Source organism: Enterococcus sp. DIV0724b (genome assembly GCF_050531475.1).
Classification (GTDB): Bacteria; Bacillota; Bacilli; order Lactobacillales; family Enterococcaceae; genus Enterococcus_L; species Enterococcus_L haemoperoxidus.
In genome coordinates this window covers 1,645,387-1,663,444 of record NZ_CP172890.1, presented here as the reverse complement: position 1 = coordinate 1,663,444, position 18,058 = coordinate 1,645,387, and the positions used below count along the sequence as shown (strand labels likewise).

Genomic DNA, 18,058 nt, shown 5'->3' with positions numbered 1-18,058 from the left:
TGCTAAAGTAGCTACGACTTTAGCAGGATAAAAATAGTAGAAAAAATAAGGCTTTTGAACGATTCTATCTTCTTCTAAATTATGTAAAAATAGTTTTAGGAGGTGATTATAATGAAGATTAGTTTAAAACGGAAAACCACATGGGGATGCGTACGTCATTTTGTTATTTATAAAAATGGCGTTAAACAAGGAAAGCTTTTTAACAATATTGTAACTGAAATTGATGTTGAAATCGGTGATATTCTTGATTTTAGAGAAAGCTTTTTCTATTTTTCTCAAAAAATAAATGTAACTTCGGAAACAAAAGAAATCATTATTGCCAACTCAAAACAAATCAGGCACTTATTCTCATTATGTATCATTTTATTTTTATCACTCTCTCTGCTTAGTCTTTCTATTGCATCTTTAAATTTATTCTTATTTACTGAAATTTCTTCTTTCCTTTTTTTAAACCTACTATTTCGTTATCATTCCTATCGTTTTAGCATTGAACCTTCTAATTCACTGAATGAACTTTCAGTAAGCGAATTAGGTTAAAAATACAAAAGTATCTGAGGTATAACTCTTTGAGTTATACCTCAGATACTTTTGATTCTTAATAAACAGTTATCCAATAAAATGCCGAGCACTCATAGACTTATACTTCTTTTTCAGAAAAAGAAGTATCTAAAATATAACCAATCGAACGTATTGTTTTCACTTGAACGGGCGAATTTTTTACATCAGCGAATTTCTTTCTCACATGAGAAACTAAATTACATACTCGATTTTTTTGAACTCCACTACTACTTTTAGACCAAACACCTTTGTAAATGTCTTCATACGTAACAGTTTGGTTCATATTTTTATACAAAATCGTCAATGCGATAAATTCTTGTCTTGTCAAATCAACTTCTTGATTTTTATTGACTAATACACATGATTTCTCTGGTATTATTTCGAAAGAAGATTTATTTTCACGTTTTTTAACTGTTTCTTTTTTTAAACGCTTCAAAATATTTTTCACAATCAAGTCCATCTCATCTGCTTCTTCAGTGAAAATACCATCTGCTCCTAATTTTAAATAAACCATACGGGAAGTAAAAACCATTTGATCCTCATCTGCAAGAATAAGAATGTAAATATCAGAGATTTTTCTTATTTCTAACAGTCCTTCACATATGTTTGTAAAATTAAGTTCTTTGCTTTCTTCTATTATAAGAATATCTAGTTCACCTAAATCATCGAAACAAATCTTATCCATTAATTCAAGTGAGCATTGCTGATCTAAATCCAATGTTTTATAGTAGTTATTTTGAGGGGTTCTTAATGAAAAATAACCTATCTTGTACATACACATTTCTCCTATATATTAAATTTGAAAATGCTCAATAAATTGCTTTATATAACTATTTCTTTTTATTATTACGCTTCTTATCGCCCTTTTTAGCTATAGATTTTTTTTTATTTTTCTTACTAGCTTGAGCTTTTAATTTTCTTCTTTTTTGCCGTCTTTTTTTACTGATATACTGACTTAATACAAAGGTAATGATTATTAATAATACTGCGCCACCTACACCGGCGATAATGTACCATTTTGTATGGTCAACTTCCAATTCAACTGCTTGTTCATTCAATTTTTCGGCTTCTTTTTTATCGATTTCAAAATCTTTAGACCATTTCCAGTCTTCTCCTGCACTATTCACTTTCATATGCAATGTATACTTTCCTGGTTTAAACTCTTGATTGGCCCAACTAATACCAAAATCAAAATTTGAATTAGGCGCCATTCGTACTCCAGGGTTACTCTGCTCAAATAAGTTTTCGTCCTTACCTTTTTTAGTGACACGCACATCAACTTTCATATCTTGTATAATCATAGGCTTCGTATTTTGAATATTGGCCTTTAAAACATTTCTATAATTGACCTGAGAGGGTTGAATCTTTCCTAATTTAAAATCTGGTTTAACTACATTATCATTTTCTCTAATTGATACACCAATAGCAAATGCAAAACGGTTCTTGATTTGTACTCCCGAACTATTCTGCTCTTCTTTTGTTTTATTTTCTTTTTCAGTGAAATGAAGTCCACCCAATACGATACCGTCTAATTCTTCATCAGGCATAGTTACCTTAACCTTTAATGTTTTTGAACTTTTGGCTGGAATCGTTATTTCTTTTTCTAATTCAGAGATTACTGAAAACGGTGCTTTTAGCGTTTTGTCTAACTTGGGATCTGAGTTGCTATAATCCACAATCCCATTATCGTTAGTAATAGCTGTATTGGCATGATTTTCTACTGTCACTTCTTCGTCTAAAGGATTGTTCATTAGAACTTCTAATTCTTGAACTTGACCTGGTTTCATTCTTAAATCAAAATAAGTTTTTGTTTTGTCAATTTGATTTTCAGGGATAACTGCTGTCACAGAAAAATTCATTTTTCCTTCTTCCGCAGAAGCTTTTATGGGAGCCACCCCTATCATTATAATCAAAAATAAAAGTGAGATTATTCGCTTATACATTACTAATTTCTCCTAACTTTCTTATGTTTGAATCTATGTTATTACTTTTTATGTAAGAATCAATTGGCACAAGCTCCTAAAGCTGTACCAATTGTTTACAATGTTGGCTAGATACCATTCCCTTATTCTTTCATTTTTTGTTTCTGTTTTTTATGGCGCATTCTCGAGTGTCCATACTATTTGAGTGGAGTATTCTTTACCTGATTGAACACTACCAGGAATGACATTCAACATCACTTCTTTGCCTTTCTCTTTCGTAAAGTCTACTTGAATGAGACCATTGTTTAACTTACTTGGTTCATACATTGGTGTATTTAGCTCGTTTAGTTTCTTATCCACAACTTTACCCGCTTCATACGAGCGATAGATTAATCTACTAGCTGAAGTCAGACCGTCTTTCGTCTTCAACGGATGAGCCACCTTTGCCAATAAACGCCATTTGTTCAGTTTAAACCGAGTATCATTTATAGACAGGCTCAACTTCTTTTCTGAAGGGACAAACTGCTCTTTCGATGCAATTGTTTGAGTGCCAAATGTTAATGTGTCCATTGTTTGATCAAACGCCAAACTTCCCTCTAGCAGCGTTACTTTAAATACTCTTGTCAAACTTCCAATCGTAACCGTGATCGAATACACGCCTGGTTCTTTTTTTAAGCTTCCTTGATTATAGACAAGTTTGTCGTTGATCAGTTCACCTTTCCCTAAGTCCCAAGCCTCGACCGCGCCATGTTTTAAAATAAACGCCTTTTGTTCTGCCGCCGTTTCCGGTAAATCAATCGCTAAGGCTGAAAAATCATCGGCTTTCAGTAGGTTATTACTATCCATCGCCGTTAATTTATCTTTTACTGTGATCGGCACAACAACAACGAGTGAATTTTTTGCTTTATCGGTCAATGTGATCTCAGCTGTCTTATATCCTGTCTTAGAAAGATCAGGAGTTTTGGTTAATTTGATGGTTAAGTCGGCCGTTCCAGCGTTATCTGAAATGTTTGTAAGCATTTTATCTATGGCTGGCAGCTTATCCCCTAGCGTTAATGCTTGTTTCACAGCCTCTGCTTTAGGGGCTGTGGTATCTACTACAACTTGGGAATCAGAGGCAACACTGACATTTCCAGCAGCATCGGTTGCGGTAACGTAATACGTTTTATAAGGAACCAGTGGTTTTTTAACTTCCGGTATAACCAATGAAAACTGACCATCCGTTCCGACTGTTCCTGTTAGGAATACAGTGTCATCCGATTTATCATACATCGTGACCGTAGTGCCTGCCTCCGCTGTGCCAGAGATCGTTCCCGCTTGGTCTTTGATTGTATTCAGCTTCGGTTTCTCTGGTGGTACGTCATCTTTCACTTGTCGTGTTTGAGAAGTGGTTTTCCCTCTTAGCATACTGGTCACCGTGACCTTCTCATTCCATTTAAAATACGTTCCTTCTGGCAGTGAGTAACTGAAGTTTCCTTCCCCATCTGCTCGTATCTGATATTTTTTTGAATCATCCGCAACTTCTGAGCTTAAGGTTCCTACTGGAAAGGCACTGCTTCCCGAAAAGTGGATAAAGGAATTAGGATAGGTTTTCCCTTTAATGGTATGACTTAGTTCGTTTTTCGGATCATTGACTAATTCAGTTGGAATGGTCAAGCTCATTGTGATTTTGTCCAGCAATGCTTGAGCTTTGGTAAGTTCCGTCGATAGTTCCTTTTTAGTCGTTGCATTAAGAATCGTTTCAATCGATTTTTTTACTTTATCAATTTTCGCTTGTGTCGCCGATAATTTTAATTCTGTATGTGTCTTATCTGTGAACAAGTCTTCAAGACCTTCATTTGATTCTGGAATTCCTTGACTCAAATCTACAACCGATAACTTCCGATAGTTAACAGCATTATTATTAGTCTCTTGATTTACAGTAAAAGTAACGGCCATTTCTTTTGTTGTGGCTTTAACGATGTGTCTAACCTCAATAATATTATTTGACCGATCATCAGTATCCTTATAGGTTGGAAAAACGGAAATGGGATTATCTACATCTGTATTTGATACCCAATTTAATGCATAAGTTGATTTACTAGCTCTCTCACCCTGCATCTCTGTAGAAAGTTGATAATAATGTCCTGGAATTGTTGGAAAGGTGCTCCTTACGTGGGCCTTTTGAATGTTATATTGAGTACTTATTCTCTCTAACCTTAAAGAAGAAGGCTTAACAGTAGCTGTTGCGACACCTGACACAATGGCGTTGTTGTTCACGCCATTCCAATCCGTACTCACGATCCATTTAGAACTAAAAACAGTATTGATGAAAGCTTGCCACTTACCTTTATTTAACAAATCGTATTTTGAAAGAATCGTTTGATCAGTTATTTCAGGAGGATTTGTCTCGGCTCTAGTTTGATTGTTGATTCCTCTAGGTTGTTCTTCAGCTTTCAAAACGACCTTTGTTTCTATATTAAGAGCAACAAAAATCACTAGACTACTTAGTAAAACTGTTGCTATAAGGAAAGAATATTTTTTCTTTTTCATTTTCTCATTTCCTATTCATCAGTATTTTTAGTAACTATCCTATAAAATTTAAAGATGAGTAACATGAAAATAATCAGTAACAGCAGCATGCCTAAACATTACTTTTCCTAACTCTCTTTATGGCCCATTCTCAAGTGTCCATACTATTTGAGTGGAGTATTCTTTATCAGATTGAACACTTCCAGGAAGGACATTCAACATCACTTCTTTGCTTTTCTCTTTCGTAAAGTCTACTTGAATGACACCATTGTTTAACTTACTTGGTTCATACATTGGTGTATTTAACTCGTTTAATTTCTTATCTACAACTTTACCCGCTTCATACGAGCGATAGATTAAACTACTAGCTGAAGTCAGACCGTCTTTCGTCTTCAACGGATGAGCCACCTTTGCCAATAAACGCCATTTGTTCAGTTTAAATCGAGTGTCATTTATAGACAGGCTCAACTTCTTTTTTGAAGGGACAAACTGCTCTTTCGATGCAATTGTTTGAGTGCCAAATGTTAATGTGTCCATTGTTTGATCAAACGCCAAACTTCCCTCTAGGAGCGTTACTTTGAATACTCTTGTCAAACTTCCAATCGTAACGGTGATCGAATACACACCAGGTTCTTTTTTTAAACTTCCTTGATTATAGACAAGTTTGTCGTTGATCAGTTCACCTTTTCCTAAGTCCCAAGCCTCGACCACGCCATGTTTTAAAATAAACGCCTTTTGTTCTGCCGCCGTTTCCGGTAAATCAATCGCTAAGGCTGAAAAATCATCGGCTTTCAGTAAGTTGTTACTATCCATCGCCGTTAATTTATCTTTTACTGTAATCGGCACAACAACAACGAGTGAATTTTTTGCTTTATCAGTCAATGTGATTTCAGCTGTCTTATATCCTGTCTTAGAAAGATCAGGAGTTTTCGTTAGTTCCATCGTTAAATCAGCCGTTCCAGCGTTATCTGAAATGTTTGTAAGCATTTTATCTATGGCTGGCAACTTATCGCCCAGCGTTAACGCTTGTTTCACCGCTTCTGCTTTAGGGGCTGTGGTATCTACTACAACTTGGTCATCCGAGGCATCACTGACATTCCCTGCGGCATCGGTTGCGGTAACATAATACGTTTTGTACGGAACCAACGGCTTTTTAGCTTCTGGTACAACCAATGAAAATTGACCATCCGCTCCGGCTGTTCCTGTTAGGAATACAGTGTCATCCGATTTATCATACATCGTGACCGTAGCGTCCGCTTCTGACTCACCAGAAATCGTTCCCGCTTGGTCTTTGATTGTATTCAGCTTCGGTTTCTCTGGTGGTACGTCATCTTTCACTTGTCGTGTTTGAGAAGTGGTTTTCCCTCGTAACATACTAGTCACCGTGACCTTCTCATTCCACTTAAAATACTTTCCTTCAGGTAGTGAGTAACTAAAATTACCTTCCTCATCCGCTCGTATCTGGTATTTTTTTGAATCATCCGCTACTTCCGAGCTTAAGATTCCTGCTGGAAAGGCACTGCTTCCAGAAAAATGGACAAAGGAATTGGGATAGGTCTTTCCTTTAATGGTATGACTTAGTTCATTTTTCGGATCATTGACTAATTCAGTTGGTATGGTCAAGCTCATTGTGATTTTGTCCAGCAATGCTTGAGCTTTGGTAAGTTCCGTCGATAGTTCCGTTTGGGTCGTTGCATTGACGATCGTCTCAATCGATTTTTTTACTTTATCAATTTTCGCTTGTGTCGCCGATAATTTTAATTTTGTATGTGTCTTATCTGTGAACAAGTCTTCAAGACCTTCATTTGATTCTGTTATTCCTTGATTCAAATCTACAACCGATAACTTCCGATAGTTAACAGCATTACGGGTACTCTCTGAATCTGCAGTAAAAGTAACAGCCATTTCTTTTGTTGTGGCCTTAACGATGTGTCTAACGTCAATAATATTATTAGATCGATTATCAATATCCTTATAGGTTGGAAAAACGGAAACGGGATTATTTATATCTGTATTTGATACCCAATTTAATGCATAAGTTGATGTATCAGCGTTTTCACCCTGCATCTCTGTAGAAAGTTGATAATAATGTCCTGGAATTGTTGGAAAAGTGCACGTTACGTGGGCCTTTAGAATGAAGTATTGAGAACCTCCTCTCTCTAGACTTAAAGAAGAAGGCTGAATAGCGGCTTTTGCGACACCTGATACAATATCTTTTTTGTCCACGCCATTCCACTCCTTCTTCTCGGACCAATTATAATCAAAAATACTATTGACGAAAGCTTGCCACTTACCTTTATTTAACAAATCATATTTCAAAAGAATCGTTTGATCAGTTATTTCAGGCGGTTCTGTCTCGGCTCTAGTTTGACTGTTTATTTCACTATTCTTTTCTTCTGCTTTCAAAACAGACTTCATTTCTATCTTAAGAGTAACAAGAATCACAAGACTACTTAGTAAAACTGTTACTATAAAGAAAGAATATTTTTTCTTTTTCATTTACTCATCACCTCTTTATCGGTATTTTTTAGTAACTACCTTATAAACTTTAAAGATGAGTAACACGAAAACGATCATTAACAGTAGTATACCCAACCCCATTAATAGAGTATTGCTTTGGGTGCCCGTACTAGGCAACAAACCAGACTTAGCTGTTTTTCTTCTACTCGTTTCTGGTAATTCCTCCATTTTATTTGACGTACCACTATTTGACGTACTGGTTTTCGTCTGGCTACTTTCTGATGTTTTATCTGTGCCACTCGGTACTGTTGTACTCGAACTAGAATCACCGCTAACAGATACATCACTATTAAAAGTTAAGCCGATTTCAGTATCATAGTTTACCGCTTCTGCTACTTTAGAAAACTGAAATAATGGTAGTGTTATAAATATAATGCTTAGCAAAATAAAATATTTTTTTTTCATAGTCCTTCTCCTTAGCTTACCTGTAAACAAATCAGCTATGATGCTTTCTTCGTTTTGTTTAAGCTGAAATTCCGTTTATCTATCAAGCTCCATAAACAGCTACTTCCACATCTTGTATAATTACAGGTTATGTACTTTAACTGTTGATTTTATGTAAAAAACAATTATTGCAGCAACTATCGGCCGCTGCAATAATTGATTACACCAAATTGTTTAGTTGCCTGCTGGAGGCGTTGTTGGTGTTGTTGACAAAGTCCAAGTTATTGTAGACTTATATTCTTCTTTTGCATCTTTCTTAGAGTCTGCAGGGACACTAAGCGTAACGTTAGGGTTTCTGTCAGTAGCTGTTAAACTAGCTGGTGTACCATTATTAAATACTGCTGCCCATGAACCCATTCCTTGATCTTTTTTAGCTACAATAAATGGCTTAGCTTCTGAAGTCAACGTGATTTCTGTATTCAAGGTAGATGGCTTAAAGTCTTTTCCATCAACTGGTTTTACTGCGGATGAAAATTCTGAATGACCTAAAGTTAAAGTAGCTTTTAAATCTGCATTTTTATCTACTACAGTTCCATTAAATGGAGTAGCTGAGACTGTCAATTCCCACCCATCATTTGTACCTCTATTATCTGTAACTTGTACATAATGCGGAACATATTTTGATTGCACAGGCTCTGTCACTTTACCAGTTTCGTCTAATAAATTAACTTTTGGATACAATGGATGATATTTTGCTGCATTCCCTGACATCATTACAGTTCCAAACTTAAAGTTCGGTGCAAAATCAACTCTTAAAGGACCTTTAGTCCCAACTGAACCTTCACCAGTTTCTGGCTTGATTCCATTACCATCAGGGTCCATTGGATCAATCGTATTTCCTTCGTTACTAGCATCTTCGGATTCTGATTGAAATTTAACTGTTGCGTCAGTTGTAGGCGCTGCAACTTGATCAGCGAACGCTGGTGATGCGGCTCCTAAAATAAATGTACTGATTAATAATGCAGATGTGATTGTTGTCTTTTTCATAGTAAACTTCCTCTTTCCTTTTTTAAACTTTTTTATTATTTGTTTATTCCCCTATTAAGGTGTAACTTCTGGTGTAACTTCTGATTTTTCTGGAGCATCCACTAATGTCCATGTTAATACCGTTTTATAAGCTACATTTGCTAATTTTGCAGTATCACCAGGGATAGTTAAAGAAACACTTTTTTCTGCTTGTTCATTAGTATCTCCCAATGAATAGTGCCAAGTTCCCATTCCCTTACCAGCAGCTGCATTCACAACTGTTACAGCTGCTGCACCTGGAGTAAGTTTTTGTTTAATACCTAGTGGAGCAAATTCTGATCCTTTTTGCGTAGACTTCAATGTAGGATTATCTAATGTAAGTTGTGCACCTGTAAGTTCTGTAACTTTATTATTTGCATCTTTGGCTTGGAATTGTGTATCTTGTTTAAGTTGCAACTGCCAACCTGCATTTGTTCCGCGGTTATCTGTAACTTGAACATAGTTTGGCACTTTTTTTGGTTCTACAATATCTTTTAACTTAAGTTCTGCTAATTTTGCATGATAAGTAGTTGTATTACCAGATACTTTAACAGCGCCAAAATTAAGCTTTGTAATATAGTCAATCGTTAAAGGACCAACCATTCCAGTTTCTCCTTCACCAGGCTTTTCAATTTCTTCACCACCAGGTCCAACGGGCGGTGTTACTTCTGTTTCATTTTGTTCGAATGAAATTTCTGCTTCCGAGTGTACTGGAGATTGAATCGTCACTGGCGGTTTAACTTCGTTTCCTCCAGTCTCTGTTTCTGCAAAAGCGGGTAATGTTCCTAGTAATAAACTAGCAAATGTTACTACACCTGTAGTAGTCAATACTGTATTCTTTTTCGATATCATGTTTTTTTCTCCTTTGAGTTTTTATATTGGTGTATCAATCAACTCCCAAGTTAAGGAAGTTGTATAGTTACCTTTCTTTTTTTCGGCCGACCCAGGAACTCTGACTTGTATGCTTTTTTTGCTTTCTTCTTTATCTTTACCAAACATAATCATCCATGTTCCTTTCCCCGTGGTTTCAGTTGACCGAGATACTTCTGTTGGTTCCATACTATCAGGATCCAATCGAACACTTTCTATGGCAATGGGTTCTTTTCCATTGTTTGGCGAAAATAGCGTAATATTGTTTAGTGATATTTCCGCACCTTTTAGTATATGTGTTCCATTTTTGAGTTGGCCATTTTGTTTGACTGTTAAACGCCATCCAGCATCTTTGCCTCGATTGTCAGTCAATTGTAGAAAATTAGGAACTTCTTCTTCCGAGCCATCTGCCTTTTTTTTAATCTTTGTTAGTTTTGCATAATAAGTATCATTTTCCTTTGATCCCTCATGTTCTCCAAAAATAACATGAGGAGCAAAATCAACACTTAGTGGACCCGATGTTCCTGGTTGAACAGGTATCGGTGAAACAATTTCAGTTGACTCATCAGGTTCTCTAGGATCTATAGGAGGGGTAATATCCGTATTCTCGGTATAAAAAATTTCTGCTTCCGATTTATTTCCTATACTGCTATCAGCAAAAACGGATGGCGTTTCAATACTGATCCCCCCCAGCAGTATAGACAGTAACACAATAAATTTTCTTCTTGTCTTTTTCATTTTTTCCTCCCCTCTCATTACGGTCCATTCTCAAGTGTCCAAACTATTTGAGTAGAATATTCCTTGTCTGATTGAACACTTCCAGGCAGAACATTCAACACCACTTCTTTGTTTTTCTCTTTCGTAAAGTCCACTTGAATGAGACCATTGTTTAATTTACTCGGTTCATACATCGGCGTATTTAACTCGTTTAGTTTCGTATCAACCACCTCATCTGTTTCATACGAGCGATAGACTAAACCACTAGCTGAAATCAGACCGTCTTTTGTTTGCAGTGGCTGGTCCACCTTTGCTAGTAAACGCCATTTATCTACATTAAACCGAGTATCATTTATAGACAGGCTCAACTTCTTTTCTGAAGGGACAAACTGCTCTTTCGATGCAATTGTTTGAGTGCCAAATGTTAATGTGTCCATTGTTTGATCAAACGCCAAACTTCCCTCTAGGAGCGTTACTTTGAATACTCTTGTCAAACTTCCAATCTTAACCGTGATCGAATACACGCCTGGTTCTTTTTTTAAGCTTCCTTGATTATAGACAAGTTTGTCGTTGATCAGTTCACCTTTCCCTAAGTCCCAAGCCTCGACCGCGCCATGTTTTAAAATAAACGCTTTTTGTTCTGCCGCCGTTTCCGGTAAATCAATCGCTAAGGCTGAAAAATCATCGGCTTTCAGTAAGTTGTTACTATCCATCGCCGTTAATTTATCTTTTACTGTGATCGGCACAACGACAACGAGTGAATTTTTTGCTTTATCAGTCAATGTGATTTCAGCTGTCTTATATCCTGTCTTAGAAAGATCAGGAGTTTTCGTTAGTTCCATCGTTAAATCAGCCGTTCCAGCGTTATCTGAAATGTTTGTAAGCATTTTATCTATGGCTGGCAACTTATCGCCCAGCGTTAACGCTTGTTTCACCGCTTCTGCTTTAGGGGCTGTGGTATCTACTACAACTTGGTCATCCGAGGCATCACTGACATTCCCTGCGGCATCGGTTGCGGTAACGTAATACGTTTTATAAGGAACAAGTGGTTTTTTAGCTTCCGGTATAACCAATGAAAACTGGCCATCCGTTCCGGCTGTTCCTGTTAGGAATACAGTGTCATCCGATTTATCATACATCGTGACCGTAGTGCCTGCCTCCGCTGCGCCAGAGATCGTTCCCGCTTGGTCTTTGATTGTATTCAACTTCGGTTTCTCTGGTGGGACTAGGTCTTTCACTTCTCGAGTTTGAGAAGTGGTTTTCCCTCTTAACATACTGGTCACCGTAACCTTCTCATCTTCTTTAAAGTACTTCCCTTCTGGCAATGAATAGCTGAAATTTCCTTCCCCATCTGCTCGAATTTGGTATTTTTTTAAATCATCCGCTACTTCCGAGCTTAAGGTTCCTACTGGAAAAGCACTACTTCCCGAAAAATGGACAAAGGAATTTGGATAGGTTTTTCCTTTAATGGTATGACTTAGTTCGTTTTTCGGATCATTGACTAATTCAGTTGGAATCGTCAAACTCATCGTAATTTTGTCCAGCAACGCTTGGGCTTTAGCAAGCTCTGTAAATAGTTCCTTTTTAGTCGCTGTATTCAGAATCGTTTCAATTGATTCTTTTACTTTATCAATTTCCGCTTGCGTCGATGATAGTTTTAATTCTGTATGCGTCGTATCTGTGAATAAAGCTTCAAGACCTTTAATTGATTCTCCAATTCCTTGATCTAAATCAACGAGGGATAGAGCCCAATTATCCAAGACTGATTTCGATCCGCTTAGACCCGAAAGGCTAAAAACAAGCGTCATTTCTTTGGTCGTTGCCTTAACAGTTTTTCTGATCGTTGTACCAATATTATCAGGACGTTTTTTTAATTCGCTGTAGTCTGAATAAACAGAGACCGGATTATTTACATCTGAATTTGATAGCCAATCTAAGGCATAGATTACTTCTTTACCCATTTCAGACGATGAACGCATTGTAGTTGAAAGTTGATAATAGTGTCCAGGAATTGTACTAATTGTAGTTTTTACAAGAGCAGACCAATCATGAGCACCACTGTTAGAACGAATCTCTACCCTACTACTTGCCGCATATGCATATATCAGATCATTCCCCCGTTCATCCTTAACAAGAGAAGTAGACGGTGTTCCATTCCAAGTACTGTTTAAACTCCAAGGTTCATCCTTAGACTTAGTATACCCTTCGAAATCTTTTATCAAATTGTACTTTGAGAGAATAGTTTGGTCTGTTATTGCTGGAGGAGATTCTTCTACTCTCGTTTGATAGTTGGCATTTTTCTTGTTTTCTTCTGCTTTCAAAACTGTTTTTACTTCCGTCTTTAAATTAAAGAAAATTGTAAAGACCGCAACCCCCATAATAAGTACTGAGAGAAAATACCATTTCTTTTTATTCATTATTTTTCCTCCTACTTTTTTTGCAATAGCTTATCGCATTATAGGATTTAAAACTGAGCATTTTTCTATTTATCTTCCCCTTTTCATTATTCTAGACAAATTTAACCTGAACTAATCCAGTTCCTATTTTTCTTGGATCATATTCATTTTTTACTTTTGTCTATTCCAGTTTTCAGAAAAAGAAATTAGATATATGCGCTTAATAAAACTGTTTAGACTGGTAACAGATACCATTTTTTTATTCTTCAACCATGAATAAACCTGTTAAAATTAGACAGCCCAAAATTAGGTATAAAAGATTCTTTATCGTTCCAGTATTAGGTAAAAACCTATCTAACCCAGACTTAGTTATTTTTTGTATCACTGTCTCTGGAAGTTCTTTCTTATTACTTGGTGGTTATTAGTACTAATCTGTGATGTTTCACTTGTGCTGCTTTCGATTTTTGAACTTGAAGTGGAATCACTTCCAGTAGCTACATCAGTATTAAAAGTCAAACCAATTTCTGTATCATAGTTTGCCGCTTCGGAAACCTTAGAAAACTGAAACAACGATATCACTATAAAAATGATACTTAGGAAAATCAAACCCTTTTTTTTCATAGCTCCCCCCTTTTACTCCCCGACATTCCCAACTCAAAAACATAATAAATAAATTTAAAAGATATTATTTATAGATATTAAATGCAATTCGGAGATTTCGATTAATTTTTTTCTCTTTCGTATTACTTTATTATCATAAAACATAAAGTTTTCTTTTGAAAATCCAAAACTGAACACATTTCAGTTCTTTTTTAGATAAAATAACATTCATTCCGTTCTATTAATAACAAAATCAAGATTTATGTTAATAAAAAATAACAAATATAAAACAAATACAAATGATTTTATTGCACCTGTAATTGACTTTGCTTTTTTTCTACTCTATAATTCCACGGAAAACTACTGGAAAAGGACGTACATGAATGGAATTTTTTTTAAATGATAAAAACAAGAAAAAATTAGAACTTTTTAAAGAATTAATTTTTAAAGATAGTGAAAAGGTTTCTTTCACTTACCTCCAACATTACTTAGATATCTCTTTAAGCACATTGAAGCGATATTTTAATGAATTAGAATCTGATATTCAAAAAAATGAAGATTTAAAAATGATTGATTTTGAAAGAAGCACCGGCAGCTTTCAATTAAACAATCATTCCCATTTTAAAATTGATTATCTAATAGTACATTTACGACTTCATTACTTAAATGAGTCTTTACAGTTTAAAATCATTTCTAGTATTCTTACCCGAAGTTATCTAACAGCAGATGAACTTGCGGATGATTTATTTGTAAGTATTCCTTATTTATACAAACAAATAAATGCTTTAAATGAACAACTTAAAAGTTTTCATATAAAAGTAGTTTTTCATTCAAATGAAAATTTATGTGGTGAAGAAAAGCAAATGAGAATGTTTTGTTTTTATTTTTACTGGAACGCCTATCGAGGTACTATTATTCCTTTTGAATTTGAACTTAGTTGTGTGTTCACCAGTCCAGAACTGATAGAAAGCTTGGAGAAACGCTACCCATCTTCTGTTATCAAACGAATAAAATTAATGTTAGGAATTACGATCATGAGACAGTATAAATTCCCGATAAAATTACCAGACGAAATAAAAAGTATACTCAAACCCTTTGAAGTAACCACGGAAATTTCAAGGCTTGTTAAAAGATACTTTATATCAGAAGATGAGCATTTATTTTTTAATTTAATGCTTCGAAGTTTCATTTCAGATATTGATTCTTCACAAGAAAAAATCAGTCTTTTTGATAAGTTTCCAAGATCTTCCTCTTTAGTATTCTCAAGTGAATTGCTAGTTAATGAATATGAAAAAAAATTTTCACCTTCAACTTCTATGACTCCTAAGCAAAAATCTAGTATTTTTTATTATGTACTAATTGGATTAGTTCATTCTACTTTTTTTGAAATCAATCCAATGTATTTTTTTAGACAAGTGATGATCAATGAACAAGATAATACAGAATTTTTAAAAAAGTATTTAAAACGACATCCAAATAATTTTCGTTTCTACAAGAAATTTAGAAAAGATCACCCTGAATTTACAATCGATTCTACCTTTAATTTTGGTATTTGCATGTTGCTTTCAATTTTGACGGATATGTTTTTGATTCCTACTATCTCTATTTACATTCAATACAGCAGTAACAATTTTGGCACAGTTTTTATAAAAAATAGGATTCTAACACTTTTTAATGCTGAATCAATTACTTTTACAAATCAAATAAGTGAATCGGATATAGCTATTATAGATAATTTTGAAGTTCACGCAGAAAAGGAACAACAGACTTTTTTCTTTGTGAACAGTTTTTTAGATGAGCGAATGTGGCTCGAATTGATTATGGTTATTCAAAAAAAATTATTGAATAGTGATTAATATGTGCGATCATTTCCTTTTGAAAAATAAAAAATAACGAAACTAAGCAGGTCTGCTTAGTTTCGTTATTTTTCTGTCATTTTTAATTACTTTTCATTAATTCAGTTACATACGCCACTGTATCAGGTTGTTCCGCCTCGATCTTAGTGATAGCCTGTGAAAAGTTCGGCAAATGGTCTTTATGTGCAATCAATAGTTCATCCAATAATGTTTTAGCCATTGTTCCTCCTGGAACTAATGGGTTAATTGTAAATGCATGTAATGCAGCGCCATAGTCTCCATCGATAGCTGCACGAATCACAGTTTCTTCCATGCCTTTCATCACTTGAATAATTCCACGCGCTGCTGGTGGGAAAGCTCCCCAGTTGTATGGTTCATGTCCATGTGCAGTTACAGGTCCTGACACCTCTACAACACAGTCATATGGCAAATCAGTGATTGTTCCGTTATTTTCAGTAGAAACAACCATATCTGTACGTTTATCATTGTGAATTGATGCAATTAGTTCACAAGCTGCATCACTGTAGTGAGTACCACCACGTTGTTCTAATTCTTTTGGTTTATAGTCTAAATTTGGATCTTTGTAAAGTTCAAACAAGCGAGCTTCAGTTTCTTTTACTACTTGTGCTCTTGTTTCCCCTTTTTCAAATTCTTCAATCGAATGTTTCAGCATCTCATCTTCGATATAATAATAACGATGGTAACCACAAGGTAACATGCCTAGATCTTTGATTTGTTCATAATGAAAAGGTGCATTATGAATATTTTTCAAATGACTTTCGGAATCTTCTTGCGGCCCATAAATCAAATCAATCAACTCTTGAGTCCGTTCATTTCCTTGTTTGTCCCAGACACGATGCCAATGGAAGTGATTGATACCAGCAAATTTGAAGAATAAATCATCTTCAGGAATACCTAATTTTTCAGCTGCTTGTTTTCTGTGACCAATCGGTACATTACATAACCCAGCTGTTTTTTTCCATCCGCCATGTTTGATAGCAGCTTCTGTAACCATGCCGGCAGGATTAGTAAAGTTTACAAGCCATGCATCGGGACATAATTCTTTCATATCTTCAATGATTCCAAGGATGACAGGAATCGTACGGAAGGCTTTAAACATCCCGCCTGCTCCATTTGTTTCTTGTCCTAAAATACCATGAGACAACGGAATTCTTTCATCTTTGATACGAGCATCAAGTAGTCCTACTCGGAATTGTGTTGATACAAAATCTGCATCTTTTAAGGCTGCACGTCGATCTAATGTTAAGTGAACTTCCCAATCTAGACCAGCCGCTTTGACCATTCTTTTAGCCATTGCACCAACTGTTTCTAATTTTTCTTTCCCTGCTTCAATGTCTACTAACCAAATTTCTTTAATTGGTAATTCATCTTTTCTTTTAATATATCCTTCGATCAATTCTGGTGTATAACTTGATCCCCCACCAATTGTTGCGATTTTCAATGCTTCTCTTGTCATGTATTTCCCTCCTGATTTTTTGTTCAGAATATGTTCTGACATCGTTTACATTTTTATCATAATATGTGGGAATGTTCCCATGTCAAGCTCTTTTTTCAATTATTTTATGTTATACTTAAAAGTGAAAGAACTTATTCAACTAGCGAGGTATTATAATGACCACAATTATTGATGTTGCAAAAAAAGCCCAAGTATCGAAGTCTACAGTTTCTAGAGTCATTTCTGGCAATGGATATGTCAGCCAAGAAAGTCGCAAAAAAGTTTTAGAAGCAATGGAAGCGTTATCCTACTCTCCTAATTTGATTGCACGAAATCTTCAAAGTGGTGAAACAAAAACAATTGGCTTTCTTGCTCATGGTTTTATTGATCCTTTAGGTGTTTTTCTTGAGAGTTTCATTTCTATTGCAAAAAAGTATAACTATTATGTAACACTCTACTTTACAGATGGGGACAGGAAAAAGGAAATCGATGCCTTAAACCAAATGAAATACAAGCAGCTAGATGGCGTTTTTATTTTAACTAGAGCAAATAAATGGGAATTTATCGAACCTTACAGCCTGTTTGGTCCAATCGCCACTTGGCATCGGATTGATTCTGAACGAATCTACTCGTCATATGTCGATCATTATTCTGGCTACTTGCGATCGCTGAAGTACCTTTATCAGCGAGGCTATCGATCCATTGGTCATGTGTTAGGGAATTCTGAAAATTTAAATACAAAAGCTCGTTTAAAAGCCATTGATGATTTTCACAAAGAAAAAGATATTCCTATCAAAAACGAATGGATTTTCCATGATAAAACAAGAATTGACAACGGACGAACTATTGCTCAGTTATGGCATGAAATGGCTAATAAAACGGATGCAATGGCTTTTTATACCGATTCAGTTGCAGCAGGCTTTATTTCTGAACTTCAAACATTAGGTTACTCTATCCCAAAAGATGTTGCTGTGATTGGTTTTGACAATAGTGAAATCAGTCGTTTGATGCACATTACAACAGTAGACTATTCCATCAAACGTCAAGCTGAAAATTCGTTTATTTATATTCATAATCAGTTAAACGCTGAGAAGATCCCAGAGCAAGAAATGAGTGTATCGTTAGTTGAAAGAAAGACTGTTCCAATTCGAATCCAAAGAAAAGAGCAATGAAGAAAACCTCACTGCTCTTTTTTGATTACTT

Annotated in this window: 15 protein-coding genes; 3 read left to right on the top strand and 12 right to left on the bottom strand. The window is 35.5% G+C overall.

Going from position 1 to position 18,058, the window contains the following annotated elements; translation table 11 throughout:
* The first annotated feature begins 111 nt into the window (after positions 1-111).
* Positions 112-537, top strand: coding sequence for a hypothetical protein (locus IGJ02_RS07665; protein ID WP_430603947.1), 426 nt, complete (start codon positions 112-114; stop codon positions 535-537).
* Between the two features lie 100 nt (positions 538-637).
* Here IGJ02_RS07665 and IGJ02_RS07660 read toward each other — a convergent pair whose 3' ends face one another.
* The 11 genes from IGJ02_RS07660 to IGJ02_RS07610 form a co-directional block, all read right to left on the bottom strand.
* On the bottom strand, positions 638-1,333 hold the full coding sequence (locus IGJ02_RS07660) for a response regulator transcription factor (protein ID WP_010761248.1): 696 nt from the start codon (positions 1,331-1,333) through the stop codon (positions 638-640).
* Positions 1,334-1,388: 55 nt separating this feature from the next.
* A complete protein-coding gene (locus IGJ02_RS07655) occupies positions 1,389-2,501 on the bottom strand; it encodes a DUF916 and DUF3324 domain-containing protein (protein ID WP_430603946.1) in 1,113 nt (370 codons plus the stop codon).
* Between the two features lie 150 nt (positions 2,502-2,651).
* Positions 2,652-5,012, bottom strand: coding sequence for an Ig-like domain-containing protein (locus IGJ02_RS07650; protein ID WP_430603944.1), 2,361 nt, complete (start codon positions 5,010-5,012; stop codon positions 2,652-2,654).
* A gap of 117 nt (positions 5,013-5,129) precedes the next feature.
* Entirely contained in the window at positions 5,130-7,490 is a 2,361-nt protein-coding gene (locus IGJ02_RS07645; RefSeq protein ID WP_430603942.1) for an Ig-like domain-containing protein, read from the bottom strand.
* Between the two features lie 15 nt (positions 7,491-7,505).
* Positions 7,506-7,916: an LPXTG cell wall anchor domain-containing protein gene (locus IGJ02_RS07640; protein ID WP_010761243.1), complete on the bottom strand. Its 411-nt coding sequence runs from the start codon at positions 7,914-7,916 to the stop codon at positions 7,506-7,508.
* A 213-nt stretch (positions 7,917-8,129) separates the two neighbouring features.
* Entirely contained in the window at positions 8,130-8,942 is an 813-nt protein-coding gene (locus IGJ02_RS07635) for a WxL domain-containing protein (RefSeq protein WP_010761242.1), read from the bottom strand.
* A gap of 54 nt (positions 8,943-8,996) precedes the next feature.
* Entirely contained in the window at positions 8,997-9,812 is an 816-nt protein-coding gene (locus IGJ02_RS07630; protein WP_010761241.1) for a WxL domain-containing protein, read from the bottom strand.
* Between the two features lie 21 nt (positions 9,813-9,833).
* Positions 9,834-10,568, bottom strand: coding sequence for a WxL domain-containing protein (locus tag IGJ02_RS07625; protein WP_430603941.1), 735 nt, complete (start codon positions 10,566-10,568; stop codon positions 9,834-9,836).
* A 17-nt stretch (positions 10,569-10,585) separates the two neighbouring features.
* A complete protein-coding gene (locus tag IGJ02_RS07620; protein ID WP_430603939.1) occupies positions 10,586-12,964 on the bottom strand; it encodes an Ig-like domain-containing protein in 2,379 nt (792 codons plus the stop codon).
* A gap of 238 nt (positions 12,965-13,202) precedes the next feature.
* Positions 13,203-13,328, bottom strand: a complete 126-nt coding sequence (locus IGJ02_RS07615) for an LPXTG cell wall anchor domain-containing protein (protein WP_430603938.1) — start codon at positions 13,326-13,328, stop codon at positions 13,203-13,205.
* Positions 13,325-13,564 carry a hypothetical protein gene (locus tag IGJ02_RS07610; protein WP_430603935.1) on the bottom strand — a complete coding sequence of 80 codons (240 nt, stop codon included), beginning with the start codon at positions 13,562-13,564 and terminating at the stop codon, positions 13,325-13,327. The genes IGJ02_RS07615 and IGJ02_RS07610 overlap by 4 nt, the downstream gene beginning before the upstream one ends.
* A 362-nt stretch (positions 13,565-13,926) precedes the next feature.
* Here IGJ02_RS07610 and IGJ02_RS07605 point away from each other — a divergent pair, with 362 nt between their 5' ends.
* Positions 13,927-15,399: a helix-turn-helix domain-containing protein gene (locus tag IGJ02_RS07605; RefSeq protein ID WP_430603933.1), complete on the top strand. Its 1,473-nt coding sequence runs from the start codon at positions 13,927-13,929 to the stop codon at positions 15,397-15,399.
* A gap of 82 nt (positions 15,400-15,481) precedes the next feature.
* Here the strand turns inward: IGJ02_RS07605 and IGJ02_RS07600 are convergent, their stop codons facing one another.
* Complete coding sequence (locus IGJ02_RS07600) at positions 15,482-16,876, bottom strand: 6-phospho-beta-glucosidase (RefSeq protein ID WP_430603932.1); 1,395 nt, start codon at positions 16,874-16,876, stop codon at positions 15,482-15,484.
* Between the two features lie 155 nt (positions 16,877-17,031).
* Between IGJ02_RS07600 and IGJ02_RS07595 the strand changes: the two genes are divergently transcribed.
* Positions 17,032-18,027, top strand: a complete 996-nt coding sequence (locus IGJ02_RS07595) for a LacI family DNA-binding transcriptional regulator (RefSeq protein WP_430603930.1) — start codon at positions 17,032-17,034, stop codon at positions 18,025-18,027.
* Positions 18,028-18,058 lie beyond the last annotated feature (31 nt).